The following is a 24,292-nucleotide window of genomic DNA, read 5'->3' as shown; positions in this document are numbered from 1 at the left end:
TTTCAGCTACAAGACAAAGATTTTTTCTTGAGGTGCAACCTCCTCACCGACCCGCCGCACCGGCACCCTGGCGGGACGAGAGATCGCGTTGGCATCGAGCTCGCCTGCATCCACATAACCTGAGGGCCACTTGGCGATGCCAACCGTTACGTAAGGGCGTGCAGCGTTTGCCATGCAGTGAACGTAGCGGGCGCCGCGACGTTCGGGCAAGTGAGCTGTGTCAGGGCGTAGCGATGGGCTAGGCTGGCGCGCCGGGGGACCAGCTGTAGATCTTCGACAGGGTGCCGCCCATGAGGGCGGCGCGCTCCGCGTCCGAGAGCTCGTCGGCCACGCGGAAGGCGTCGACGCCCTGCTTGTAGGTGAGGAGGCCGACGGTGCGGGTCCAGTCGGTGCCCCACATGCAGCGGTCGATGCCGAAGGCGTCAAACAGGATTCGCAGGGGCTCCCAGATGTCCGGGTACGGGAAGGGCTCGTGGGACAGCGTGCAGGCCGCGGAGATCTTGATGGCGATGTGGTCGAGCTCGGCGAGGGAGGCGACGATAGGGATGTCCGCAAAGGGCTCGTCCGGGATGGGCGGATAGTTGTACGTGACCAGACCGACGTGGTCGATGACCAGCTGGGTGTCCGGGTGGCGCTCCGCGTAGGTGCGGAAGAGGGGCAGCTGGCCGGACGCCATGACGTTCAGCGGCACGCCGGCCCGTCCGGCGGCGTCGAAGAGGCGGTCTATGCCGGGGTCGCCTTCCTCATAGGGCGCACGGGTGAGCATGAGGCGGACGCCGACAACGCCCGGGTTGCGGACCCACTCGACAACGTCTTCCTCGACGGACTCGGAGTGGGGGTCGAAGGGCTTGATGAGGCCGAACCGTGTCGGGTGCTTCGCGCCAACCTCAAGGGCGTAGGTGCCGTCAAAGCGGTACATGGAGTAGGGCGAGACGAGGAGCGCGGCGTCGACGCCGGCGGCGTCCATGGCCTCGACCATCTGGTCGCCGTTGATCTCGGCGGGGCCGTCGAGGCTGCCGACCCAGGGGCGTTCGGGGCTGTTACGCTCGTAGGAATGCACCTGGGAGTCGATGATGGGGGTACGCGTTGCCATTGCTCTGCTCCTTGTCGTTGACGCCGACGTGGAGGCGCCAGAGTGCCTCGTCGACGCCCGTCAGTTTACACCTGAACGGCGGAGCGCGCACCGTCAGTGGCGGGGCTGTGCTGGACACGACACCCGCCTATGCTAGAATGAGCCCGCAATCCGAATTTTCCTACGCATGGAGTCTGTGCGGCTATGAAGAACAAGGTCTATGCGAGCTTCGACGAGGCCGTCGCCGACGTGCCGGACGGCGCGACGTTCATGTCAGGAGGCTTCGCGGGCATCGGGGTGCCGAGGAACCTCATCATGGCGCTGGTGCGGCAGGGCGCGAAGGACCTGACGGGCATCTCCAACAACACCGGCGGACAGGGCGAGGTCGTCGACGTGGGCAAGCTGGTGGAGAACGGGCAAATCCGCAAGATGGTCTGCGCCTTCAGCGCCGCGCCGCACCCGTCGCGGGCAAATCTCTTCGAGAAGCTGAACGAGCAGGGGCAGGTGGAGGCTGAGCTGGTGCCGCAGGGTACGCTGGCGGAGCGTATGCGGGCTGCGGGCGCGGGCGTCGCGGCGTTCTACACGCCCACGGGCGTCGGGACGGAGACGGCCGAGGGCAAGGAGCACCGCGTCTTCAACGGGCGCACCTACGTGCTGGAGTACCCACTGCACGCCGACTACGCCTTCGTGCGGGCGTACCGCGCGGACACCTTCGGCAACCTGCAGTTCCGGCGGTCGCAGCGGAACTTCAACCCCGTGATGGCCATGGCCGCGAAGATCACGATCGCTGAGGTCGAGCAGGACATCGTGGAGCTGGGCGAGCTGGACCCGGACAGCATCCACACGCCGGGCATCGTGGTAGATCGAGTCGTGAAGATACCGCCGCCGCCGGAGGGGATCTGGGACACTCCGAACCGGCGAGCGTAGGGGGCAGCACAGGTTCATATAGCAGGGTCCGTTCGCCCTTCGATTTCCCTCAGGACGAACGGACGCTGAGCGCAGCGAGGATGGCAATGGCTGAAGAAAAGACGCCGCTGGACCGGCAGACGATGTGCAACCGCATCGCCATGGAGTTCCAGGACGGCTGGGTGGTGAACCTGGGCGTGGGCATGCCGACGCTGTGCTCCAACTACGACTTCGGCGACACGGACATCCTGTTTCAGTCGGAGAATGGGGTCATCGGCTACGGGCCGCTCTCGCCGGAGGGCGAGGAGGACATCCACCTGGTGAACGCGGGCGGGCAGCACGTGACGCTGGTGAAGGGCGCCTCCATCATCCACCACGCAGACTCGTTCTCGCTCATCCGCTCGGGCTACATCGACGTGACGGTAATGGGCGCGTACGAGGTGGCGGAGAACGGGGACTTCGCGAACTGGAAGACGGCCGGGCGCAAGGGCGGCGGCATCGGCGGGGCGATGGACCTCGCGGTGGGCGCGAAGCAGGTGTTCCTGGCGCTCGAGCACACGACGCGCGAGGGTGCGCCGCGGCTGCTGAAACGGTGCACGCTGCCGGTGACCGCCGTGGGCGTGGTCACCAAGGTGGTGACCAACCTGGGCCTCTTCGACATCACGCCCGAGGGGTTCCTCATGCGGGAGGTCGCGCCCGGCTACACGCCGGAAGAGGTGCAAGCCGTCACGGAGGCGACGCTGACCATCTCGCCTGACCTGAAGGAGTTGCGGGTTGCGTAGGGTCGCGCCCTTCGACGGCACGGCTAGCGGTGGGGTTCCCCCCTTCGCGGGAACAACGAATCTGAGTGCAAGGAGCGCATATGGCAGACCTCTCCAGAACTGCCGCCATCGTAGGGGTGGCGGAGTCCGACGAAATCGGGACGGTGCCGAACAAGTCGTCGCTGCAGCACCACATGGAGGCGGCGGCCAACGCGCTGGATGACGCCGGGCTGTCGAAGAGCGACGTGGACGGGCTGTTCACGGCGGGCTACTCGACGTACATGACCGGGGACTACCTGGGCATCAAGCCGCGCTTCACGGACAGCACAACGGTCGGCGGGTCGTCGTTCATCATCCACATCGCGCACGCCGTGGCGGCCATCAACGCGGGGTGGTGCGAGGTGGCGCTCATCACGCACGGGCAGGCGGGCCGCAGCAGCCGCGCGCCCGTGCCGCAGGACCCGATCATGCCGACGCTGCAGTACGAGATTCCGTACGGGTTCATCGGCCAGCCCATCAACTACGCGATGGCCGCCACCCGCTATATGCACCAGTACGGCGAGGAGCGCACCCGGCAGGCGCTGGCGGAGATTGCCGTCTCGACGCGGAAGTGGGCGCTGATGAACCCCAAGGCGGCCATGAAGGACCCGATGACGTTCGACGACTACCACAACTCGCGCTGGATTGCCTGGCCGTTCCACCTGTTCGACTGCTGCCTGGTGACGGACGCGGGGGCCGCGGTGGTGGTCACGTCGGCGGAGCGGGCGCGCAGCACAAAGAAGCCGCCGGTGTGGGTGCTCGGCGCGGCGGAGAGCCACGACCACCTGGGCATCTCGACGATGCCGGACCTGACGTCGACGGTGTCGCGGCACACGGGCCCGGCGGCGCTGAGCATGGCGGGGCTGACGCACGGCGACATCGACCTGGCGATGATCTACGACTCGTTCACGTACACGGTGCTCATCACGCTGGAAGGGCTCGGCTTCTGCGGCCCGGGCGAGGGCCCGGACTTCGTCGCCGGGCAGCGGACGGCGCCGGGCGGCGACTTCCCGATGAACACGAGCGGCGGCGGATTGAGCTACACGCACCCCGGCATGTACGGCATCTTCCTCATCATCGAGGCGGTGCGGCAGCTGCGGGGCGAGTGCGGCGAGCGGCAGGTGCCGGACTGCGGGATCTCGCTCGTCAACGGCACGGGCGGCGCGCTGTCGTCGACGGGCACGGTGGCGCTCGCGCGGGACTAGCGGACATCGCGGACACGAAATCGAAGCAACGGAGACAACGATGACGCAGCAGCCATACAGCAAGCCTTTACCAACACCGCAGCCGGAGTCCGACTTCTACTGGGAGAAGACCAAGGAACACGAGCTGTGGCTGCGCTCCTGCAACGACTGCAACCAGGCGTACTTCTACCCTCGCGACATCTGCCCCATATGCTTCTCACGCGATACGACGTGGGTGCAGGCGAGCGGCAAGGGCACGCTGCACACCTTCGCGATCGTGCACCGGGCGCCGACGCCGGCGTTCCGCGACGACGCGCCCTTCGTGGTCGCGATCGTCGACCTGGAGGAGGGCCCGCGGATGCCGACAAACCTGGTGGAGGTGGAGCCGGACCCGTCGGCGATCCACGTCGGCATGCCGGTGGAGGTGGTCTTCGAGGACGTGACGGAGGAGATCACGCTGCCGAAGTTCAAGCCCGCGGGGTAGGGGGGAAGTAGTCAGACACGGCAGTTGACGAGGCGATGATGTGTGTGTAAACTGAAGGCACTGTCTAATCACTGGCCTCTGCTAGTGTGTGACAGTTCCAAGCCCTGCGGTTGCCGCAGGGCTTTTTTATTTGGGAAAGGTAAGGATGCCAACTGCTCCAGTATTGTCTGTATTGACTTCTCGAATTCTTGGGTCACCAGCCGCACCGTTCAATGACTCCCAGAGCCTATCTGTCCCCCTTGCACCTGCATCGATTCCAGGTGCTCTGTGGGCCGCATATGCATTCAAATCTGCTAGCTGAACAAAATATGAGTCATGGGAGTGTCTATCGCTTGGATCCTCAAGTATGCGCTCTATTGACAGAGGAACGGCAATAGGACTCAGGCTTAACGATGTCTTGCCTTCACGCCTTAAATCCCTGACACAACGCCGAATGAAGTTTCCGTGTCCCTCGTCCGGGTAGAGCACAGCCCAATCATCTTGTTCCAAGCAGAATTGACTTAGCGCCTGCAAACCAAAGGCCCACGCTGCGTATCTTGGGTCCCATCCTTCTTGTGCTGCTCGGCGCTTCGCTACAGCAATCGAAAATGTTTGGATCCCAAGCTGAAATTCCGCTGCTAGAATCTCATGATATATCTGCATTCGCCGTACGCGGCCAAGGCCAAGAGAACGAAACGCCCCCCTTCCATTCCTGAAGTGAATGGCCTTTAGTTCGTCCCTTGAAGAAAGCCGATACTTGGCACGCAAGTTCCGACGGAGTGCGACAAGTGAAGCTCGTGACTTTAGCCACACCGTCTCGTGCACCAACACCGCATTGAGGACAAACCAATCAGTCGGGGAGTTGGTGACGCCTGCGTCGCCCGATTCGTCGAAATAGGTGAGGTACATAGCTTCTAGAGGTTAATTCACCTGTTCGGCCCCAACCAAGGCGCTCCTTCGACCATTTTCCAGCAATTCTTACCCCTGTGCTACAATAGCCGTCGCGCCCGCAATACATAGCGTTGCCGGGCGCGGCTTTGTGAAGGAGTCCGTATGAAGATCCATGAGTATCAGGCCAAGGAGCTTATGGCCAAGTACGGCATTCCCGTGCCTCGCGGCGGCATGGCGGCCTCGCCAGATGAGGCGCGGAAGGTCGCCGGGGAGCTTGGCGGCAGCGTCGTCGTCAAGGCGCAGGTGCACGCCGGGGGGCGGGGCAAGGCGGGGGGCGTCAAGGTCGTCGACAACCCGGACGACGCGGCGGAGTTCACCGGGAGCATCCTCGGCAAGCAACTGGTGACGTTCCAGACAGGCCCGGAGGGCGTGCCCGTCAACTCCGTGCTGGTCGAGGAGACGATGGACATCGCGCAGGAGCTGTACGTGGCCATCGTGCTCGACCCGAGCGAGCGGCGGCCAGTGGTCATCGCGAGCGCGGCGGGCGGCATGGAGATCGAGGAGGTGGCCGAGGAGACGCCGGAGAAGATCATTCGCGCCGTCGTCGACCCCACCGTTGGCCTGCAACCCTTCCAGGGGCGCGCGCTGGCCTACGGCATGGGCGTGCCGGCCGAGCTGGTGCGGCCTACGGCGGACCTCATTGTGAAGCTGTACAAGCTGATGACGGACCTGGACTGCTCCCAGGTGGAGATCAACCCGCTGGTGGTCACGGGCGACGGCCGCGTGCTGCCGGTGGACGCCAAGCTGAACCTGGATGACGACGCCATGTTCCGCCACAAGGACCTGACGGACCTGCGGGACGCCAGCCAGGAGGACCCGCTGGAATCGCGGGCGCACGACATCGGCGTGATCTATGTGCGGCTGGACGGCGACGTTGGGTGCCTGGTGAACGGCGCGGGGCTGGCAATGGCGACGATGGACATCGTGACGGCGGTGGGGGCCTCGCCCGCCAACTTCCTAGACGTGGGCGGCGGCGCAGACGAGGACCGCATCCGCGCGGCAGTCGGCATCCTGCTCTCCGACCCGAATGTGAAGCGGGTGCTGGTCAACATCTTCGGCGGGATCCTGCGCAACGACGTGCTGGCGCGGGGGCTGGTGGGCGCGTACGAGGACACGGGGTCTAAGGCGCCCATCATCGCGCGGATGCTGGGCACCAACGTCGAGGAGGGCAGGCAGATACTGCTGGACTCGGGCCTCGACGTGACCGTCGTTGAGACACTCAAGGACACGGCGGAGGCGCTGCGCGCGGCGTAGGCGCCTTCGGACTGCCCGGCCTTCGTCTTCCCTGTGGCCGTGCGGTCAGCGACTCAATCAGACCAGACTTGGAGCAGGCAACGCATGAGCATCTTGGTAGACAGGAACAGCAGAGTCTTGGTGCAGGGCATCACGGGCCGCGAGGGCAGCTTCCACACGCTTCGGTGCATTGAGTATGGCACGAACGTGGTGGCCGGCGTGACGCCGGGCCGCGGCGGGCAGAAGTTCGCGGAGACGGACATCAACGTGTACGACACCGTGGCGGAGGCCGTGCGGGAGACGGGGGCCATCGTGTCCCTGATCTTCGTGCCGGCGCCGTTGGCGGCGGACGCCATCCTGGAATCGGCGGCCGCGGGCGTGGCGCTGGTGGTGCCCATCGCCGAGGGGATCCCGCCGCGCGACATGGTGCCGGTGGCGCGGGCGCTCGAGGGGTCGAGCACGCGGATGCTGGGGCCGAACTGCCCGGGGCTCATATCGCCGGGCGAGCGGTGCAAGGTCGGCATCATGCCGGGGGCGATTCACACGCCGGGGCGCGTCGGGGTCGTCTCGCGCAGCGGGACGTTGACGTACGAGGCGGTTGGGCAGCTATCGGCGCTGGGGATCGGGCAGTCGAGCTGCGTCGGCATCGGGGGCGACCCGGTGAGCGGGACGACCTTTGTGGACGTGCTGCGGCTGTTCAACGAGGACCCGGAGACGGACGCGGTAGTGCTCATCGGCGAGATCGGCGGCACGAAGGAGCAGGAGGCCGCGGAGTACATCAAGGCGGAAATGACGAAGCCGGTGGCGTCGCTCATCGTCGGGCAGAGCGCACCTCCAGGGAAGCGCATGGGGCACGCGGGAGCGATCATCACGGGCTCGGCGGCGCGCGCGGAGAACAAGGTGGCGGCACTGCGGGACGCCGGGGCGGCGATCATCCCGTCGCCGGCGGACATCGGGACGACGATTCAAAGCGTGCTTGGAGGGTAGTCGTCTCGTAGATTCGCCCCAACTTTCTGTCCCATTGGACAACAATGGCGCCCTGCGAGGGGCCCCTTACGACCCGCATTCGGAACCGTGCCCGTCCCAACCGCGTCTCAATTAGGGAAGGCTATTCCGAATTGGAGGACACACCCCATGGCTCGCTTCATCACCGTCATCGCGCTAATCCTTGTGTTGCTGGCAGTCTCCGCATGCAGCGGAGACGACTCTGAAGAAGGGGGCTTCACGACCGCATCAACCTCCGCTGATTCGTTCGACTTCGCGACGGAAGATACCGCAATGGCGATGGCGTCCGCGCCCACCGCTCCCGCGGCGATGCAGCCGGAGGCGGCGATGGAGAAGGCGTTTGCCGACGGCAACGCAACAGGGGAAGCCGGCGGGGCGCTGCAGATTTCGGACCGGAAGATCATCTCCACGGGCAATATCACCGTCGAGGTGGATGACGTACAGAGCGCCGTCACGGCGGTGGAGGCTCTAGCAGAGAGCATGGGCGGCTATGTCGAGGTGCTGTCGAGCAGCGGTGGGGACGAATTCAGCCGGGCATCGCTGACCATCCGGGTGCCCCAGGGCCAGTTCGCGTCGGCGTACGACCGCATCCGGGAGCTGGGCGAGGTGCTGAACGAGCACCAGGGCAGCGAGGACGTCTCCGAGCAGTTCATCGACCTGGAGGCGAGGCTCAACAGCGCCAAGCGGGAGGAACAGAGCTTCCTGAACCTGCTGGGGCGCGCCACCTCCGTCAGCGACGTTCTCACCATCGAGCGGGAGCTGGCCCGCGTACGCTCGGACATCGAGCGGTACGAGGGAAGGCTGGACTTCCTGTCGAGGCAGGTGGACCTGTCCACCATCTGGGTGGAGCTGGTGCCGGAGGAGGGGCCCTTCGTCGAGAAGCCCTTCGGGGATCTGCGGATCACCGTTGACGACGTCCAGGGCAGCCTCGACACCGTCCGCCGGATCATCGCCTCGTACGACGGCGAGATCCGCGGGGGCACGATCTTCGACAACGACGACGGTCGAAGTGCCAACGTCGAGGCCCGAGTCTTCTACGCGGACTTCCGCACGGTGCTGAACGAACTGGAGCGCGTGGGGGACGTGGACGAGAAGTCGATCCGGGAGCCGGTGCTGGACGCCAACGGGGGTGAGGAGCGGAAGCCCAGCTCCGAGATCTTCGTCACGCTGGAGGAGCCGGACTACTCCTGGATCTTCGTGGTGGCCGCCATCGCCGTGCTGGGAGCACTGCTGCTGGCTATAATCGCGGTGGGCGTACGGGGCTACATTGGCCGTCGCCGACGGGCAGCACAAGCGGAGGCGTAGCCCCCGGCTCAAAGGAGAACATGCTAGAGAAACTGATTGTGCGGCCTGAGACCGTTGACGATTTCCCCGCTGTGAGGGAAGTCGCCGACATGGCGTTCCAAGACGACGAAGAGAGCATAGCCGACCTCATCGAGGCGCTCCGCAGCGAGCCGGGCTACACCCCCGAGCTGTCGCTGGTTGCCGAGGTGGACGGGGCGATCGTTGGTCACATTATGTTCACCGACGCGCGCATCGAGACGGATTCCGGCGCAGTGCCGGTAAAGTCGCTCGGGCCACTGGCAGTGCACCCCGACTGGCAGCAGAAGGGCATCGGGACGCAGCTTGGCAAAGAGGGGCTGGAGGCGTGCCGGCGGCTGGGGCACCGCATCGCTGTGGTCATCGGCCACTCGACGTACTACCCGCGCTTTGGCTTCCAGCGGGGACGACCCCTTGGCATCGAGATGTCGATCGGCCGGCTGGAGCAATCGCGCATGATTGTCGAACTTGTGCCCGGCGCGCTCGATGGCGTGCGGGGCATGGTCTATTTCTCGCCATTGTTTGGAGAGGAGTAGCAGGCCATGACTTCCATCGTCGTGAGGCCGGAGGGGCCTGAGGACTACCCCGCCATTCGTGAGGCGCTTACGCTGGCCTTTCCCGACGAGGACGTCGCGGGGCTCACGGAGCTGCTGCGCAACGAGCCCGGTTACACGCCGGATCTCGCCCTGGTTGCCGTAGCCGAGGGGGAGGTTGTCGGACACATTCTCTTCAGTCCTGTACACGTCGAAACGTCCTCCGGCGACGTGCCCGCGCTGATGCTGGGTCCGCTCGGCGTCGTGCCGGCATGGCAGAACCAGGGCATTGGGACACGCCTTGTTTGGGATGGCCTCGACGCCTGCCGGAGGCTGGAACATCGCATTCTGACGGTGCTTGGGCACCCCAGCTACTATCCACGCTTCGGGTTCGTTCTGGCGAGCGCGCAGGGCATCACCATGGACTACAGCGGACCGGACGAGGGCAAGATGGTCATGGAACTGGCTCCCGGCGCGCTGGATGGTGTTCATGGGCCTCTGCGATGGCCGGCGGCGCTCGATGAGGTGTAGGGCATTCCGGGCAGCGACTTCCGCGATACAATAGGGCCGGGGTCTCAACGCCGAGTGAGGAACAACTGATATGCTCGTTATGTTCGTTTGCCAGGCCAATGTGGGCCGGAGCCAGGTTGCGGAGGCCTACTTCGAGCAGCTCTCGCAGCATGAGGTGTGCAGCAGCGGGCTGCGGGTCGACGAGGAGATGGCGCGGAACAAGCCGGCGTCGGCCAAGATGAAGGACAACTCGCGGCACTCGCTGCCGTACCTGCTGGAGCGGGGCATCGACATCTCGGAGAAGGAGCGGACGCAGATCACGCCCGAGCTCGTCGCGGCGACGGACCGGATCGTCGCCATCCTGCCGACGGAGGAGGTCCCGGCGTTCCTCACGGAGTCGGGCAAGCTCACGATCTGGGACTTGCCGGACCCGGTCGACCACCCGGACGCCGCGTGGAACATATTCGACGTCATCCATGAGCGCGTGCGGGAGCTGGTGGGCGAGATAGGGTAATTCCGCGCATCCCGGCGCGGGCCGCGCTATACTTCTCCCACTTTGGCAGACGCACACCCTCCGCCACCGCGGCCCCGCTCGTCGGGCGTTTTCAGCGCGCGCACCCTGCCCATCTATGCCGCATTCCTGGTCTGGGGCACGGGAACGGGGGCGCAGAACCTGGCACGCCCCCTCTTTGCCTTTGAACTGGAGCAGAGCCTCTTCCTGGTCACCGTGCTGCTCGCCTTCAGCGCCATCGCGCGGCTGGTGGCCTCGCCGATCACCGGCTTCATGACCGACCGATGGGGGCGCAGGCCGCTGCTCATAATCGGCGCCGGCATACGTGGGGCCACGGGCATTCTGTCCTACTTCGCAACCTCCTACATGGAGTTCTTCGTGCTGGAGTTCATTGGCGGCATCGGCATCGCCATGTGGAACACCAGCGCCAACATCCTGATCGCGGACGTGACCGAGCCGCACGTTCGCGGGCGTGTCGTCGCCATGCGGGGCATGTCCATGCGAGCCGGACAGGTTACGGGGCCGCTCCTCGGCGCGCTGATAGCGGCGTTCTTCGACATCAGGACCATCTTCCTCGTCAACGGGGTCGCCAAATTCGTGACGCTCTTCATGGCGCTGTATCTGATCAAGGAGAGCCGCGCGGAGGACCAGGCGGGCGCGGCCCGGCGGCGGCCGATGCGGCTGAACCTCGAAACCCTCCGGCCGTTCCTGTCGCGGGCGTTCATTCTCGTGATACTTGCGACCTTCGCGGTGAGCATGATGGGGCAGGGGGTGTTCAGCGGGCTGCTGCCCATCTACGCGCAGGAGCTGGCGAACCTTGACGAGGCGAGCATCGGGACGCTCATCGGGCTTGGCGGGCTGATTTCCGTGTTCGTGGCATTCCCGAGCGGCATGGTGAGCGACGGGTACGGGCGGAAGTTCGCGCTGGTCCCGGGGCTCGTGTTGCTGGCGGTGTCGGCGTACCTGCTGAGCCACGGCGATAACTATACGATGCTGCTGATCATGGTGTCCGTGTACGGCGTCGCGTGGGGCATGAGCCAGGGGACGGCGCAGACCTACGCCATGGACATCTCACCGGCGCAGCAGCGGGGGACGTTCCTCGGCGTATGGTCGCTCTTCCAGGCGGCGGGCGGATTTGTGGCGCCGCTGGCCGTCGGCGGGATGGCGGAGTTCTGGAGCTTTTCTGGGACGTTCGTTGTCGTGGCGGCGTGGTTGGCGGCGAGCGCGCTGCTCATCATGCTGTTCGCGCCGGAGACGCGGTGGCGGGGCGGGCGGGTGTAATAGGGCAGAGTCACGGATTATTGGGAGGTTGACATCTCCGGCCCCAGTGATATGATGGCTATGTGATATTCCCTGGCGTCCGCGCATGCGCACGTCAGGTTGTTATGTACGACAGTGGGATGCGGACATTTTGACGCATCCCACTGTTTTTGTGTGGGAGGTCGATCTTGCCAAATCGAGTTGCCATTTTCATCGATGCCGCTTACTTCCTAAACGTACTGAAGGAGCAATTTGCGGGAGCCAAAGTGGATTATCTGGCCTTGTCCCGAAAACTCGCGGCAGATTCAGAAATTCTAAGAACCTACTACTATGACTGCCCAGTGTACCAAAGCAATCCGCCGACTGAGGACGAGAGGCGGCGATACTCTGCGCAGCGCAAATTCTTTGACGCTTTGGAGCGGTTACCGCGCTATGCAGTTAGGTTGGGTAGGCTTGCACGTAGAGGTCCGGATTCGACGGGAACATACAGATTCGAACAAAAAAGAGTGGACATCTTGCTAGGAGTGGACTTAGTTCTATTGGCAGCCAAACAAACTATCCAAGAAGCGATCATCGTTGCAGGTGACAGCGACTTTATTCCCGCAATTTCTGCAGCCAAAGGTGAAGGCGTTTTGATACGGCTGTATCACGGGAACACGTTTCATTCTGATCTCTGGCAGGAAGCTGACGAGCGAGTGCCGATTTCCCAAGAATTCATCGACTCGGTTCTCATGTCGTAACTCTAACCCCCAAGCCCCTCCGGGCGGCGCGTGTGCCAGTCAGTGGCCTGCTGGTAGGCGTGGGCGATGCGCAGGATTGTTTCCTCGCCGAGGGCTGGGCCCATGACCTGCATGCCGATGGGCAGGCCCTCCGAGAAGCCGCACGGCACCGAGATGCACGGGATGCCCGCGATGTTCACCGGGATTGTCAGCACGTCGCTCTTGTACATGGCGACGGGATCGTTGGTTTTCTCGCCGATGCGGAAGGCCACCGTCGGGGTCGTCGGCGTGATCAGCGCGTCGAAACGCGAGAACGCTTCCTCGAACTCCCGGCGGATCAGCGTGCGCACCTTGAGCGCCTTCAGGTAGTAGGCGTCGTAGTAGCCGGCGGAGAGGGCGTAGGTGCCGAGCATGATGCGCCGCTTCACCTCCGGGCCAAACCCGCGCGACCGGGTCCGCTCCTGCGTCTCCCATGCCGTCGAGGCGTCGTCGACGGAGTAGCCGTACTTCACGCCGTCGTAGCGCGCGAGGTTGGTGGAGCACTCGGACGGAGCGATGATGTAGTAGACGGCGAGGGCGTACGACGTTAGCGGCAGCGAGCACTCCTCCACGACGGCGCCGGCGTCCCGCAGCACGCCGATCGCCTGCTTCACGGCAGCGTCGATGGGGGCATCGATGCCGTCGCCGAAATACTCGCGGGGGATGCCAAGGCGCATGCCCTTGATGTCGCCGGTGAGCGCGGCCGTGTAGTCGGGACGGCCGCCGGGGATGGACGTCGAGTCGCGCGGGTCGTGGCCGGCGATGGCGTTCAACACCGTCGCGCAGTCCTCCACGTCCCTGGTCAGCGGGCCAATCTGGTCGAGCGAGCTGGCGAAGGCCACGAGACCGAACCGGCTCACAAGACCGTACGTGGGCTTGAGGCCGGTGATGCCGCAGAGGGCGGCCGGCTGGCGAATGCTGCCGCCGGTGTCGCTGCCGAGGGAGAAGAAGGCCTCGCCGGCCGCTACGGCCGCGGCGCTGCCCCCGCTGGAGCCGCCGGGCACGCAGTCGAGGTCCCACGGGTTGTGCGTGACGTGGAAAGCGGAGTTCTCCGTCGACGAGCCCATGGCGAACTCATCCATGTTGCCCTTGCCCATGAGCACGGGGCCGCGCTCGTAGAGGCGCTCGACGACCGTGGCGTTGTAGAGCGGGACGAAGTTCTCCAGGATGCGCGAGGAGCAGGTGGTGCGGATCCCCCGGGTGGACATGACGTCCTTGATCTGCATGGGGATGCCGGTGAGGGGCGTCGTTGCGCCGCCTGCAATGCTGCGGTCGGCGGCGGCGGCGGCCTCGCGCGCGATGTCCTCCGTCAGGGTGACGAAGGCGCCCACCTGCGGCTCAACGGCCTCGATGCGTCCCAGCACGGCCTCCGTGAGCTCGGCGGCGGAGAGTTGGCGGGAGTCCAGCAGGGCGCGGGCCTCGTGGATAGTGAGGTCGAAGGGTTCCACTAGTCCTCCAGCACCGTGCGTACCTGAAAGTACTGTCCGTAGGTATCGGGGGCGTTGCTCAGCACCTGTTCTGTGCTGTAGGGGTCACGAGGGACGTCCTCCCGCATGACTGTCGTGAGCGGCACCGAATGACTCGTAGGGGTGACGTCGTCCGTGTCGAGCTCGCTCAGGACCTGGAACTGTTCCAGGATGCTGGCGAGCTGCTCGCGCATCACCTCCACCTCATCGTCGGAGAGGTAGATGTGGTAGATGTCGGCCAAGTGGAGCACTTCCTCGCGTGAAAGGGCCATGAAATCCCCCATGAAAGCGTTTACGGGAACAGTATCCAGTGTAGCAAAGCCCTATCGGGGCTTCAAGGAGAGGTCCCGGCGTCCAGTATCTACCGCCCGGTGTCCAGCCACTCCTGCAGGATGATGGCGGCGGCGAGGGCGTCGACGCGGCCGGGGTCCCGCGAGGGTTCGACGCCCACGTCGCGCAGGCGGCGCTCGGCCTCCGCCGAGGTGTACTGCTCGTTGACGGTGTGGAAGGGCAGGGGGCAGGCCTCGCGGAGCGCCTCAAGGAAGGACTGCACGGCCTGCGCCTGCGGGCCGATGCTGCCGTCCAGCGAAAACGGCATGCCGACTACGATGGCCTCAGCGTCGTTCTCGCGGGCCAGTCTGGCGACGGTCTCGATGCCGCCCTGCGCGGCGCGCCGGTCGATGGCGGCGAGGGGCGTCGCGAGGGTGCCCGTGGGGTCGCTGAGGGCGACGCCGATGCGGCGATCACCCACGTCAAGGCCCAGTGCGCGGGCCACAGCGTTAGCCGCTGTCCGCAGCGGGGGCGGCGCTGGTCTGCGCGCGCTGCAGATTGCGGAGGCCCTGCAGACCGTAGTAGGTGTAGGCCCAGCCAAGAGCGGCGAACAGGCATGGGGTGCCCACCACACCCGTGCTGGCGTACAGCTTGGTTATGTCGCCGGTAAACAGCCACGGGCCGACCATTGCCACGATGGGCACGGGCAGGAGGGCCCACGTCTGGGTCCACGGCTTGTCGCGCAGGAATACGGTCGCCAGGTAACCGAAGATCATCGCGGCAAGGGCAATAAGCGACCCCCTGACGAGTTCGGGGTCCCGGTCCTGTTGCAGGGCAAACTGGTCGTTGATGCCCTGGGGGTTGATGGCGAAGGAGGCATAGATGAGGGCGAAGAAGACCCCGATACCCAGACCGAACCGCATCATGGTCCGCCCGCGGCTGATCCACCGGCGGTAGGGGACGCGCGGGTCGAGGGGAATCTCGACGCGGGGCATGGCGCCCTCCGGCGGCGGAAGGGTCTTTCGCCACCACAGGTCCATCAGGATGGAGATGCCGCCGAATATGAGGGTGGCTCCCACAGTGAGGAAGAAGGGCCAGTACTCAAACACCTGGCCCCAGAAGCCCTCAAAGACCGCCAACGCAATCAACGAATCGCTCATGTCCACTAACCCCCGAATACACGCGAACGCGCCGCATTGATACAGCAGGGAAATTATCCACCCTGGCCTATCGCCTTGCCAACCAGTTGAGGCGCAAGCGCGAGGGCCTCGTCCAGCTTGTCCGGCCTGGAGCCGCCGGCCTGCGCCATGTCGGGCTTGCCGCCGCCTCCGCCACCGACGACGGCGGCAGCCTCGCGGACCAGCGACGCGGCGTTCAGTCCGCGCTCCACCAGGTCCGGCGTCACCATCGAGATGAGCATGGGCTTTTCATTGGCGACGGCGCCCAGCATGACGACGCCGCTGCCGAGCCTGTCGCGGAGGTGGCCAGCCATTTCGCGGAGCACGTCCGCCGAGGGCGCGGTTACTCTGGCCGAGACGACGTTGACACCACCGACATCCTGCGCCTCAGACACGAGTCCGCCGGCCTCGGCGCGGGCGTTGGCGCGTTCCAGTGACTCGGCGCGGCGGCGTTCGGCGTCGAGCTGGGCCTTCAGCGCCTCGATGCGGGTCTCGATGTCCGTGGGGGTGGTCTCGAGCTGCTGGGCCGCCGACTCCAGCGTCGCGAGGCTGCTGCGCGCCATCGCCTCGGCTGCGCGCCCGGTCACGGCCTCCACGCGGCGTATGCCGGAACCGATGGAGCTCTCGCTCGTGATGAGAAACAGGCCGACCTCGCCGGGTCGATCGAGGTGGGTGCCGCCGCAGACCTCTCGGCTGAAGGGCTCGGCGCTGGACGCGTCCGGGTCGTCGAGGCCCATGTCGATGACGCGCACCGTCTCGCCGTACTTGTCGCCGAAGAAGGCGAGGTAGCCGTGCTCCAGCGCGCTGGTGTACGTGAGCTCGTTGCGAACGGAGGCGGCGTTGCGGCGGACCTGCTCGTTGACGAGCGCCTCCACCTCGCCGACCTCCTCGGGCGTCATGGCCTGCAGGTGGGTGAAGTCGAAGCGCAGGCGGTCGGGCGCGACCAGCGAGCCCGCCTGCCGCACGTGGCTGCCGAGGACGCGGCGCAGCGCCTCATGCAGCAGGTGCGTGGACGAGTGGTTGCGGGCGACGTCCATCCGCCGCTCGCGGTCAACGCGGGCCTCGACCTCGTCGCCGGACGCGATTGCGCCGCTGCGGACGCGGCCCTTGTGGACGATGAGCCCGTCGATGGGCGACTGCGTGTCCGACACGTCGACGTGGCCGCGGAGGGACAGAATGGCGCCGGTGTCACCGACCTGGCCGCCCCCCTCGGCGTAGAAGGGGGTCTCGCGAAGAACCACCTCGACGTCCTGCCCGGCTTCCGCGCTGTCGAGGGCGTCGCCGTCGGGCGTAAGCAGGGCGAGCACCTCCGACTGCTGCGACAGGCGGTCGTAGCCAACAAAGGTGACGCGGCCGACGCCGAGGTCGCGGTACCTGAAGATCTTGGCCTCGCCGCCACCGCCAAGGCGGGCCTCGGTGGCCGCGCGGCCCCGCTCGCGCTGCGCCTCCATGTGCTGCTCGAACGCATCTATGTCGACGGTCAGACCGTGCTCTTGGGCGATCTCCACAGTTTCTTCCACAGGAAAGCCGTAGGTGTCATACAAATAGAATGCTTCCCCCCCACTAACGGAATCGCCCCAGTGAGACAATAACTTGGCCCACTCCGCCGTTTCGCTTTCCTCGCCACGCTCTATGCTGTTAAACGTCTCAAACGCCAACTCTGATACAGCGTTCGCAGCTATCTCTTGGCCATGTCGCTCCTCAGATGGTGCTTCAGGATCATAGGCCACGAAACCATACGCTTCCAGCACAGAAGCAGCATTCTCTGCACCAGGATTTCGGAGATTAGCGAACTCAATTATTTCAGGAATGGCTCCCTTATGTTGGTTGCGATATGTGAGCATTCCAGTTAGTACGCCAATGCCCCTCTCAACGGTCTCTCTAAAGCGATCCTCCTCAAGAGTAATCACCCGCAGAATAAACTCGCGGTTCTGGACCAGGTCCGGGTACGCCCCGCCCATGCGCTCAATGACGACATCAGAGACCTCCGTCAGGAAGGGGTCCGTCAGGCCGAGCTTCCGGCCGAAGCGGACGGCTCGCCGCACGAGCCTTCGCAGCACGTAGCCGCGGCCCTCGTTGCCGGGGATGACGCCGTCGCTGATGAGGAAGACGGCGCCGCGCGTGTGCTCGGCGGCGACGCGCATGGGCACGTCGGTGTCGTGCGACGCGCCGTAGCGCGCGCCGGCAAGCTCGGCCACCTTACCGATGATGGGCTGGTAGAGGTCGGTATCGTAGATGTTGCTGGCGCCCTGCTTGATGATGGCTATCCGCTCCAGCCCCATGCCGGTATCGACGTTGGGCTTTGGCAGCGGGCTCAACTGTCCCTCGATGTCCTGGTAGAACTGCATGAACACCAAGTTCCAGAACTCCACGAACCGCTCGCAGCGGTCGCAGTTGGGGTGGCAGCCGGGCTGGTCCTCGGGCTTCATACCGGCGGCGACCCACGCGGCGACCTCCGCCGGCGGCGACAGCGGCGCGCAGCCGAGCGCCTCGCCGAAGTCGTAGTGGAGCTCGGAGCAGGGGCCGCAGGGGCCCTCGGCGCCGGGCGGCCCCCACCAGTTGTCGCTCGCCCCGTAGCGGTACATGCGCTCCGGCGGCGTGCCGGAGGTGTCGCGCCACAGGGCCTCGGCCTCGTCGTCGTCCGTGTAGACGGTCAGGTAGAGCTTCTCTGGCGGCAGCTCCAAATGCTTGGTGACGAACTCCCACGCGAACTCGATGGCGCCCTGCTTGAAGTAGTCGCCGACGGAGAAGTTGCCCAGCATCTCGAAGAAGGTCAGGTGCTTGTGGTCGCCCACCTCCTCGATGTCGGTGGTGCGAAAGCACTTCTGCGCGGAGGTCATGCGGCTGCGCGGCGCGGCGGCCTCGTCGAGGAAGTAGGGCTTGAACTGCACCATGCCGGCCGTCGTCAGCAGCAGCGTGGGGTCGCCTGCGGGCACCAGCGAGGAGCTCGGCACCACCAGGTGGCCGCGCTCCTGAAAGTAGTCCAGGAACCCCTGTCTCAGTTCGTCGACGCTTCGCATCCGCGTTGGTTGCTCCATTGCCGGCAGTTTCAGAGGATGTCGCCGTTGGGCGCACAACGCCTCAATTGTAGCAAAAACTCAAGCCCGGTGGCCCATCCGCCCTCGCGCACGGGCGAGAGGGCATCGTGCGGGCCGCGCTTGCGCGTGGGGCGACAAGCGTGATACAACAATCCGCACTCTCAATATCCTATCGAGCAGGGTCCGGGACATTCGAGGCTCGGACATGGAGGAATAGAGCGATGGCTGCGAAGATGATTTCCGCAGACGACCACATCGACCTGGGGTATCTGCCGTCGGACCTGTTCCTGGAGCGGCTTCCCGCCAAGTACAAGGACCGCGGCCCGAAGGTGGAGGAGCGCAACGGCAAGGAGATGTGGGTCTGCGACGGCGCAGTCTGGGGAGACTGGCGGCGCGGCCGGTGGTACCAGGACAAGAACCGCATCAAGGTGGCGCTGGACCGCGTCCCGTTTGACGGCAACTACGGCGCCCGGCCGACGACCACCGAGCTCCGGCTGGAGGACATGGAGCGGGACGGCGTGAAGTTCTCCGTCATGTACCCGCCAATCTTCGGGATGCGGCTGGAGGACAAAGACCTGGGCATCGCCGTCATTCAGGCGTACAACGACTGGGCGGCGGAGTTCGAGGCGTCGGCTCCCGACCAGTTCCGGGTCGTCGCGCAGCTGCTGCCGGACGACCCCGACGGCTCGACGGCGGAGATGCTCCGCTGCGCCGAGATGGGCATCCGGCAGGTCAACTTCCTGGTCGGCACGGTGTCCAGCCACATGTACCAGCCCGATTGGGACGTCTTCTGGGACACGGCGGAGGCCAGCAACATCACGGTCAACTACCATGTCGGCGGGCCGGGGCGGTCGGGCAGCTTCATGTCGCGGACGTCGCCTGAGGAGGAGACGCGGAAACCGGCGTTCGGCATGGGCCTCGGGGAGGGCGCGACGGTGTTCTTCGCGCCGTTCATCGGCCTTTTCAGCTACGGTGTGCTGGAGCGGCGCCCCAACCTGCGCATCTGCCTCGCCGAGTCGGGCACGGGATGGATCCCGTTCCAGGTGCAGGAGATGGACTACCGGATGGACCAGGCAATCGACCGGCGGGGCGCCGACAACTACCCGCTTACCAGGTGGCCGAGCGAAATCTTCAAGAAGCAGGTGTGGGCCACCTACCAGCAGGACCTGGTGGGCCTGAACCTCATTCATTTCTTCGGCGAGGGGCACATGATGTGGGCGTCCGACTACCCGCACCCGGACAGCACGTGGCCGAACTCGATGGCCGTGGTGGACCGGGAGATGGCCCACCTCTCGGACGAGATGCGGCAGAAGATCACGCACGACAACGCCAAGGCCTTCTACAACCTGACGGCGTAGTCGAGCGCAGCGGTTTCACTCGAAACCCGGAGGGCCGGGGCTGCAGTGGCCTCGGCTCTCGCTATAATGTCTGGTGGGCGCGATGACAGTCGCGGCTACGCCAATCACAACATGGAGCGTGCCATGAGGACGATCGACCTGCGCAGCGACACGGTGACCCACCCGACGCCAGAGATGCGTCGCGCGATGGCGGAGGCGGAGGTGGGCGACGACGTCCTGGGCGATGACCCCACGGTGAAGCGCCTGGAGGCCATGGCCGCCGAGCGGATGGGCAAGGAGGCCGCGGTCTACGTGTCCAGCGGCACCATGGGCAACCTGCTGGCCGTGCTGGGCTGGTGCGACCGCGGGGACGAGGTGATCCTGGGCTCCGAGGCGCATATCCTCTGGCACGAGTCGGCGGGGAGCGCGGCCATCGCGGGGACGCTGCTGCGCGCCGTGCCCAACGACGCGCGCGGCAGGCTGGACCCGGACGACATCGAACACGCCTTCCGCGCGTACCGCCCGGGCGTCTCGCCGACGGGGCTGGTGACGCTGGAGAACACGCACAACCGGTGCAGCGGCGCAGCGCTCTCGCCATCGGACACGAAGGCGGTGGCGGACGTCGCCCACGGGCACGGGTTGCCGCTGCACCTGGACGGCGCACGCATCTTCAACGCCGCCGTAGCACAGGAGGTCCCCGCCGACGTCCTGGCCGGCCACGCGGACTCTGTGACGTTCTGTTTCTCGAAGGGCCTCAGCGCGCCCATCGGCTCCGCGCTGTGCGGCCCGGCCGACTTCATTGCCAACGCCCGCATGTGGCGCAAAATGCTGGGCGGCGGCATGCGGCAATCGGGCGTCATCGCCGCGGCGGCGATCGTGAGCCTCGAGTCGATGGTGCCGCGGCTGGCCGAGGACCACCAGAATGCCAAGCGGCTCGCGGCCGGGCTGGCGGGCATCCCGGGCATCTCGATTGACCCGGAGCGCATCGAGACGAACATCGTCATCTTCGAGTGGGTGGGCGGCCCGCATGCGGCCTTCATGGCCAAGCTGGCCGAGGCGGGGGGGCTGGCGTCGTCGTCCGGCGCGCCCAAGGTGCGCATGGTCACCCACTACGGCATCAACGCGGAGGACATCGACGACGCGCTGGAGGGGATCCGCGAGGCCGCGCTGGCAGCGGCCGCGGCGTAGGGGCGATGTCCAGCCACGTCGAAGGAGCGATGCCTCACTCGGCTCGCCACCGCGCCGCTCGGCGAGCGGGTGTGTGGTTGCTGCTGACCGCCGCCGCGACGGCGGTGATGGTCGTTGCGCGCGTTTCCTCCGACACGGACCAGGCAACCATCGCGGAGTCGCTGCGGTCCGTGGCTGAGAACCGTGAGCTGTTCGGCATTACAGCCTTAGCCCGTATGGCGTCCGGCGTAACCCTGCTTGTTGCGGGCTGGTACATGCTGAAGGCGGGGGCATCGAACGGTCATGGCGCCAATTCAGCGGCAGCTTACCTGTTCATGGTGTCCGGCGGCTTGACGGTTGTTTCGGGAGCGGCTGCCACGGTGATCGCACTCCACCCATCGCTCGACTCGGGCGTCGAGGCACCTGCCACGGCGGAGGCGGCGTATCACGTGCGGTGGGTCATGGGCAAGGCCGGGTTTTCGGTTGCAGGGAGCGCGCTTGTATTCGCCTCCTTTGCTCAGTGGTCGTCCGGATCGATTGTTCGCTACGTGGCGCTGGTGTCAGCGGTCCTGGGATTCGCCATGCAGTTCATCTGGTGGGACGCCGCCACGGTTGTACACCGTGCGGTGGGGATGCTGTTTCTTGTCTGGTTGGTGGTCGTGGGGGCGGCGTTCATCCGAAGAGCGCTCGACGCGCGTGCCTCGAACCACGGCGATGCGACGGCCGGCTCGGGGTAGCCCCTAGCCCCAGACCTTGCGGGCGGTGTCCACGATGAGCTCCAGCTTGCGCCATTGCTCGTCCATGGTCATGTGCGCGCCGTCACGCTCCGACGCTCCCTGGAACCCGCACTGCGGGCCGATTCCGAGCTGGTCAAGAGCTATGTGCCTGGACGCCTCGTCGATGCGGCGGAGGAGCGCGTCCTGGTCCTCCAGCGCGCCGTTCTTGGTGCTGACCAGCCCCAGGTGCACGAACTTGCCCTTCGGCACGAAGCGCAGGGGTTCGAAGCCGCCGGCCCGCTCCGTGTCGTACTCCAGCAGAAAGCGGTCGGCGTGCAGGTCACCGAAGGCCTGCTCCGCGATGGCGTCGTAGGCGCCCGCGCCGCCCTGCCACCACGTGCGGCTGCCGCGGCAGAAGTGCATGGCGAAGGTCACGCCCTCGCGCCGGGCTGCGTCGTAGCACTGGTTCTCCAGCGCGACCTCCGCCGCGAACTCCGCGTCCGGGTCGAGCCCCTGCGCGCGCATCGCGTCCCGCGCCTCCGGGTCGACAAAGCGCGTGGGCACCTTGTCGAGCTGGAGGTACGTCACACCCTCGTCGGCCAGCGCGACCATCTCGTCGCGGAAGATGGCGGTGATGTCCTCATTGATCTCGGCGAGGCTCGCGTAGGGCGCGGGGATGTTGGGCTGCGAGGCGGGGACGCGCACCGGCGTCGGCATGGTGACCTTGAACGGACGCGGCGCGTGCGCGAGGAGGAAGGACGACTCGTGCTCCGTGAGCCGGCGTAGCTGACGAAGCTTGCCGACGACCGGCTTGGTGTGCATTTGCACCGTCACCACCGTGCCGTCCGGCCGCGTACTCGGCGCCTTGGGGTACTCCGGGGCGAATCCCTCGATGGCCTCGTACTGGTCCGTGGTGTACGACTGGCGGCGGAACTCGCCGTCCGAGAACACCTCTATGCCGATGTCCTTCTGGCGCTGGAAGACCTCAAGGATGCACTCGTCCTCGACGGCACGCAGATCTTCGAGGGGCAGGCGGCCGGCCTTGAACGCCTCCCGTGCGACGAGCAGCCGCTCGGGTCGGAGCAGGCTGCCGACGTGGTCCGTGCGGTAGGGCATGGCGTGGGCCCCCTTTTGATTGGACGAAAGACGGTCGCTTCGCAATGCAGCTAAATCGCCGGCCCAGCCGGAACCTCACATGGCGCGCGCCTCGTCAAGCGACATCGGCTCCTCAGCCAGCTTCCTCAATGCGAAGCTCACGGCCTCTTCTTTGGTCGCGAAACCGTAACGGCGCATAGTCTTCGCACAGGCGACGTCCTCTTTGTCAATTGTGATTCGCGCCATGGCAGAATCCATGCTCGGCGACTAGGCCGTCTCAAAGAGGACAGAGGAGAGATTCAACGTCTGAGAGCGCTTTGAGAGACGAAGCAGCTCCACGCCCACAACTTCATTGTCCGCGTTGTAGTCCAGCACAACGCCGGGCGACACCTCTTCCGACTCCACAATCTTGGACTCGTCCAAGCGCAAGTAGAGGGCGTCTGCGGCCTTATCCACGCTCAATTTCATAGCCGTCCTCCAGCGTTCCTATCAAAGAATACGCTCACTACTTTCCACGGCGCAACGTTGGTGTTCACTACGACCCTCAATACCCGGTCGCCAAAGGCCGGAATACGACGATAGAAGAGTTCCACATCCGGGTCCCTGCCGTCGGACACGCGCAGTATGGGCTCATTCAACACTGATTCAATCCACTCGAGGGAGATCTCCCGCTCAACAATCACCTGCTCGGCATGTTCAGAAAAGACCAACTCCATTGAATCTGTCACCTAAAGCAAATTGCGAATGCGCAAACCCCATCGCACTTTAGCGAGGACCGAACGCGATCACAATTACTTTGCCTTAGGTATCGCCTCCGCCATCTCCCCGCCCGCGCAGCTTGGCCACCAGCACCCACGCCGCGGGCAGCGTCAGCGATGCGAGGAAGAGCTTCATCATGTCACCTACGATGAAGGGGTACAGGCCCCACTCGAGGGTCTTGGCCCAGTCGCCGTCGGCGGCGTCGATGTTGAGCCAGATGAGGCCGGGGATGTAGAGGACGGCGTTACCGAGGAACATGGAGAGGTGGACCCACTGCTTGCGGTCCCATCCTCGCTCGGCCAGCCAGCCGACGAGGGCAGCCGCCGCGATGAAGCCGACGATGTAGCCGCCGCTGGACAGGCTCCAGACCAACCCGCAGGAGCCGCTCCAGGGCAGGATAAAGTGGGCGTCCCAGGCGCCTCCTGTTGCCTCAGCCCCCGGCGCGAAAACCGGCATGCACATGCTCCCCATGAGCATGTAGATGGTCAGGGAACCAGCGCCTCGCCACGCGCCCAGCGCGCCGCCCGTCACCAGAACGGCGAAGGTCTGCCCTGTAATGGGCACGGGCGTCCAGGGCAGTCGAATGGCGATCTGTGCGCAGAGCGACACGAAGAGAGCGAAGCCCACCATGATCGCGATGTCGCGGGCGATGGCGTAGACGCGGTCGTCGGGCCGGTAGTGCGGGACGATGGCGTCGATGAGGGTCCGGGGGTTGGCTGCGGCTTGCATATGGACTCCTTTAGGTGTTGTCTGGGTGGGA

Annotated in this window: 27 protein-coding genes; 15 read left to right on the top strand and 12 right to left on the bottom strand. The window is 65.6% G+C overall.

Features of this window, described 5'->3' with window-relative positions; translation table 11 throughout:
- Positions 1-6 precede the first annotated feature (6 nt).
- Positions 7-174, bottom strand: coding sequence for a hypothetical protein (locus OXC99_00410; protein MCY4623463.1), 168 nt, complete (start codon positions 172-174; stop codon positions 7-9).
- Positions 175-238: 64 nt separating this feature from the next.
- The gene (locus tag OXC99_00405; protein ID MCY4623462.1) at positions 239-1,093 is read right to left on the bottom strand and encodes an amidohydrolase family protein; all 855 of its coding nucleotides are present in this window, start codon (positions 1,091-1,093) and stop codon (positions 239-241) included.
- Between the two features lie 183 nt (positions 1,094-1,276).
- Between OXC99_00405 and OXC99_00400 the strand changes: the two genes are divergently transcribed.
- The 12 genes from OXC99_00400 to OXC99_00345 all read left to right on the top strand — a co-directional run bounded on the left by OXC99_00400 (position 1,277) and on the right by OXC99_00345 (position 12,488).
- The gene (locus tag OXC99_00400) at positions 1,277-1,999 is read left to right on the top strand and encodes a 3-oxoacid CoA-transferase subunit A (protein ID MCY4623461.1); all 723 of its coding nucleotides are present in this window, start codon (positions 1,277-1,279) and stop codon (positions 1,997-1,999) included.
- Positions 2,000-2,085: 86 nt separating this feature from the next.
- Positions 2,086-2,760 carry a 3-oxoacid CoA-transferase subunit B gene (locus tag OXC99_00395; GenBank protein ID MCY4623460.1) on the top strand — a complete coding sequence of 225 codons (675 nt, stop codon included), beginning with the start codon at positions 2,086-2,088 and terminating at the stop codon, positions 2,758-2,760.
- An 80-nt stretch (positions 2,761-2,840) separates the two neighbouring features.
- A complete protein-coding gene (locus tag OXC99_00390) occupies positions 2,841-3,983 on the top strand; it encodes an acetyl-CoA acetyltransferase (protein MCY4623459.1) in 1,143 nt (380 codons plus the stop codon).
- Positions 3,984-4,023: 40 nt separating this feature from the next.
- Entirely contained in the window at positions 4,024-4,446 is a 423-nt protein-coding gene (locus OXC99_00385; protein ID MCY4623458.1) for a Zn-ribbon domain-containing OB-fold protein, read from the top strand.
- Positions 4,447-5,478: 1,032 nt separating this feature from the next.
- Complete coding sequence (sucC, locus tag OXC99_00380) at positions 5,479-6,630, top strand: ADP-forming succinate--CoA ligase subunit beta (GenBank protein ID MCY4623457.1); 1,152 nt, start codon at positions 5,479-5,481, stop codon at positions 6,628-6,630.
- 84 nt (positions 6,631-6,714) lie between these two features.
- Entirely contained in the window at positions 6,715-7,596 is an 882-nt protein-coding gene (gene sucD / locus OXC99_00375) for a succinate--CoA ligase subunit alpha (GenBank protein ID MCY4623456.1), read from the top strand.
- A 147-nt stretch (positions 7,597-7,743) separates the two neighbouring features.
- Positions 7,744-8,919: a DUF4349 domain-containing protein gene (locus OXC99_00370; GenBank protein MCY4623455.1), complete on the top strand. Its 1,176-nt coding sequence runs from the start codon at positions 7,744-7,746 to the stop codon at positions 8,917-8,919.
- 20 nt (positions 8,920-8,939) lie between these two features.
- Entirely contained in the window at positions 8,940-9,470 is a 531-nt protein-coding gene (locus OXC99_00365; GenBank protein MCY4623454.1) for an N-acetyltransferase, read from the top strand.
- A 6-nt stretch (positions 9,471-9,476) separates the two neighbouring features.
- Entirely contained in the window at positions 9,477-9,998 is a 522-nt protein-coding gene (locus OXC99_00360; GenBank protein ID MCY4623453.1) for an N-acetyltransferase, read from the top strand.
- A gap of 70 nt (positions 9,999-10,068) precedes the next feature.
- Positions 10,069-10,491 (top strand): hypothetical protein, encoded by a 423-nt coding sequence (locus OXC99_00355; protein MCY4623452.1) that lies wholly within the window; start codon positions 10,069-10,071, stop codon positions 10,489-10,491.
- 42 nt (positions 10,492-10,533) lie between these two features.
- Positions 10,534-11,769 carry an MFS transporter gene (locus OXC99_00350; protein MCY4623451.1) on the top strand — a complete coding sequence of 412 codons (1,236 nt, stop codon included), beginning with the start codon at positions 10,534-10,536 and terminating at the stop codon, positions 11,767-11,769.
- Between the two features lie 167 nt (positions 11,770-11,936).
- Positions 11,937-12,488: an NYN domain-containing protein gene (locus OXC99_00345; GenBank protein ID MCY4623450.1), complete on the top strand. Its 552-nt coding sequence runs from the start codon at positions 11,937-11,939 to the stop codon at positions 12,486-12,488.
- Between the two features lie 2 nt (positions 12,489-12,490).
- On the opposite strand, the gene gatA is transcribed toward OXC99_00345, so the two are convergent.
- The 5 genes from gatA to OXC99_00320 form a co-directional block, all read right to left on the bottom strand.
- Positions 12,491-13,954 (bottom strand): Asp-tRNA(Asn)/Glu-tRNA(Gln) amidotransferase subunit GatA, encoded by a 1,464-nt coding sequence (gatA, locus tag OXC99_00340; protein ID MCY4623449.1) that lies wholly within the window; start codon positions 13,952-13,954, stop codon positions 12,491-12,493.
- Positions 13,954-14,244: an Asp-tRNA(Asn)/Glu-tRNA(Gln) amidotransferase subunit GatC gene (gene gatC, locus OXC99_00335; GenBank protein ID MCY4623448.1), complete on the bottom strand. Its 291-nt coding sequence runs from the start codon at positions 14,242-14,244 to the stop codon at positions 13,954-13,956. The genes gatA and gatC overlap by 1 nt, the downstream gene beginning before the upstream one ends.
- Before the next feature lie 89 nt (positions 14,245-14,333).
- Positions 14,334-14,747: a Holliday junction resolvase RuvX gene (gene ruvX, locus OXC99_00330; protein ID MCY4623447.1), complete on the bottom strand. Its 414-nt coding sequence runs from the start codon at positions 14,745-14,747 to the stop codon at positions 14,334-14,336.
- A 4-nt stretch (positions 14,748-14,751) separates the two neighbouring features.
- Positions 14,752-15,402, bottom strand: coding sequence for a hypothetical protein (locus OXC99_00325; protein MCY4623446.1), 651 nt, complete (start codon positions 15,400-15,402; stop codon positions 14,752-14,754).
- 53 nt (positions 15,403-15,455) lie between these two features.
- Positions 15,456-18,458: an alanine--tRNA ligase gene (locus OXC99_00320; GenBank protein MCY4623445.1), complete on the bottom strand. Its 3,003-nt coding sequence runs from the start codon at positions 18,456-18,458 to the stop codon at positions 15,456-15,458.
- A gap of 221 nt (positions 18,459-18,679) precedes the next feature.
- Between OXC99_00320 and OXC99_00315 the strand changes: the two genes are divergently transcribed.
- From OXC99_00315 to OXC99_00305, 3 genes are all read left to right on the top strand, one after another.
- Complete coding sequence (locus tag OXC99_00315; protein MCY4623444.1) at positions 18,680-19,816, top strand: amidohydrolase family protein; 1,137 nt, start codon at positions 18,680-18,682, stop codon at positions 19,814-19,816.
- Positions 19,817-19,939: 123 nt separating this feature from the next.
- Entirely contained in the window at positions 19,940-20,983 is a 1,044-nt protein-coding gene (locus OXC99_00310) for an aminotransferase class I/II-fold pyridoxal phosphate-dependent enzyme (GenBank protein MCY4623443.1), read from the top strand.
- 77 nt (positions 20,984-21,060) lie between these two features.
- Positions 21,061-21,699, top strand: coding sequence for a hypothetical protein (locus tag OXC99_00305; GenBank protein MCY4623442.1), 639 nt, complete (start codon positions 21,061-21,063; stop codon positions 21,697-21,699).
- Positions 21,700-21,702: 3 nt separating this feature from the next.
- On the opposite strand, the gene OXC99_00300 is transcribed toward OXC99_00305, so the two are convergent.
- From OXC99_00300 to OXC99_00280, 5 genes are all read right to left on the bottom strand, one after another.
- Positions 21,703-22,794 carry a cobalamin-independent methionine synthase II family protein gene (locus tag OXC99_00300; protein MCY4623441.1) on the bottom strand — a complete coding sequence of 364 codons (1,092 nt, stop codon included), beginning with the start codon at positions 22,792-22,794 and terminating at the stop codon, positions 21,703-21,705.
- Between the two features lie 75 nt (positions 22,795-22,869).
- Positions 22,870-23,019, bottom strand: coding sequence for a type II toxin-antitoxin system VapB family antitoxin (locus tag OXC99_00295; protein ID MCY4623440.1), 150 nt, complete (start codon positions 23,017-23,019; stop codon positions 22,870-22,872).
- Positions 23,020-23,040: 21 nt separating this feature from the next.
- Positions 23,041-23,241, bottom strand: a complete 201-nt coding sequence (locus OXC99_00290) for a DUF2283 domain-containing protein (protein ID MCY4623439.1) — start codon at positions 23,239-23,241, stop codon at positions 23,041-23,043.
- Positions 23,238-23,489 (bottom strand): DUF4258 domain-containing protein, encoded by a 252-nt coding sequence (locus tag OXC99_00285; protein ID MCY4623438.1) that lies wholly within the window; start codon positions 23,487-23,489, stop codon positions 23,238-23,240. The genes OXC99_00290 and OXC99_00285 overlap by 4 nt, the downstream gene beginning before the upstream one ends.
- An 85-nt stretch (positions 23,490-23,574) precedes the next feature.
- On the bottom strand, positions 23,575-24,261 hold the full coding sequence (locus OXC99_00280) for a biotin transporter BioY (GenBank protein ID MCY4623437.1): 687 nt from the start codon (positions 24,259-24,261) through the stop codon (positions 23,575-23,577).
- Between the last annotated feature and the right edge of the window lie 31 nt (positions 24,262-24,292).

Source organism: Chloroflexota bacterium, assembly GCA_026713825.1.
In the GTDB taxonomy this organism is placed as follows: domain Bacteria; phylum Chloroflexota; class Dehalococcoidia; order Lucifugimonadales; family UBA1127; genus UBA1127.
Note: the sequence above shows the minus strand (reverse complement) of the source record. Positions and strands in the feature narration are given on the sequence as shown.

Bases quoted from the DNA above. Each gene is read 5' to 3' on its own strand.
- OXC99_00325 (MCY4623446.1), bottom strand. From the start codon at position 15,402: ATGAGCGATTCGTTGATTGCGTTGGCGGTCTTTGAGGGCTTCTGGGGC.
- OXC99_00290 (MCY4623439.1), bottom strand. From the start codon at position 23,241: ATGAAATTGAGCGTGGATAAGGCCGCAGACGCCCTCTACTTGCGCTTG.
- OXC99_00280 (MCY4623437.1), bottom strand. From the start codon at position 24,261: ATGCAAGCCGCAGCCAACCCCCGGACCCTCATCGACGCCATCGTCCCG.
- OXC99_00360 (MCY4623453.1), top strand. From the start codon at position 9,477: ATGACTTCCATCGTCGTGAGGCCGGAGGGGCCTGAGGACTACCCCGCC.
- gatC (MCY4623448.1), bottom strand. From the start codon at position 14,244: ATGGCCCTTTCACGCGAGGAAGTGCTCCACTTGGCCGACATCTACCAC.
- OXC99_00295 (MCY4623440.1), bottom strand. From the start codon at position 23,019: ATGGCGCGAATCACAATTGACAAAGAGGACGTCGCCTGTGCGAAGACT.
- OXC99_00355 (MCY4623452.1), top strand. From the start codon at position 10,069: ATGCTCGTTATGTTCGTTTGCCAGGCCAATGTGGGCCGGAGCCAGGTT.
- OXC99_00285 (MCY4623438.1), bottom strand. From the start codon at position 23,489: ATGGAGTTGGTCTTTTCTGAACATGCCGAGCAGGTGATTGTTGAGCGG.
- OXC99_00385 (MCY4623458.1), top strand. From the start codon at position 4,024: ATGACGCAGCAGCCATACAGCAAGCCTTTACCAACACCGCAGCCGGAG.
- OXC99_00300 (MCY4623441.1), bottom strand. From the start codon at position 22,794: ATGCCCTACCGCACGGACCACGTCGGCAGCCTGCTCCGACCCGAGCGG.
- OXC99_00410 (MCY4623463.1), bottom strand. From the start codon at position 174: ATGGCAAACGCTGCACGCCCTTACGTAACGGTTGGCATCGCCAAGTGG.
- OXC99_00315 (MCY4623444.1), top strand. From the start codon at position 18,680: ATGGCTGCGAAGATGATTTCCGCAGACGACCACATCGACCTGGGGTAT.
- OXC99_00310 (MCY4623443.1), top strand. From the start codon at position 19,940: ATGAGGACGATCGACCTGCGCAGCGACACGGTGACCCACCCGACGCCA.
- OXC99_00365 (MCY4623454.1), top strand. From the start codon at position 8,940: ATGCTAGAGAAACTGATTGTGCGGCCTGAGACCGTTGACGATTTCCCC.
- OXC99_00395 (MCY4623460.1), top strand. From the start codon at position 2,086: ATGGCTGAAGAAAAGACGCCGCTGGACCGGCAGACGATGTGCAACCGC.
- OXC99_00400 (MCY4623461.1), top strand. From the start codon at position 1,277: ATGAAGAACAAGGTCTATGCGAGCTTCGACGAGGCCGTCGCCGACGTG.
- OXC99_00405 (MCY4623462.1), bottom strand. From the start codon at position 1,093: ATGGCAACGCGTACCCCCATCATCGACTCCCAGGTGCATTCCTACGAG.
- OXC99_00390 (MCY4623459.1), top strand. From the start codon at position 2,841: ATGGCAGACCTCTCCAGAACTGCCGCCATCGTAGGGGTGGCGGAGTCC.
- OXC99_00320 (MCY4623445.1), bottom strand. From the start codon at position 18,458: ATGGAGCAACCAACGCGGATGCGAAGCGTCGACGAACTGAGACAGGGG.
- sucC (MCY4623457.1), top strand. From the start codon at position 5,479: ATGAAGATCCATGAGTATCAGGCCAAGGAGCTTATGGCCAAGTACGGC.
- sucD (MCY4623456.1), top strand. From the start codon at position 6,715: ATGAGCATCTTGGTAGACAGGAACAGCAGAGTCTTGGTGCAGGGCATC.
- OXC99_00370 (MCY4623455.1), top strand. From the start codon at position 7,744: ATGGCTCGCTTCATCACCGTCATCGCGCTAATCCTTGTGTTGCTGGCA.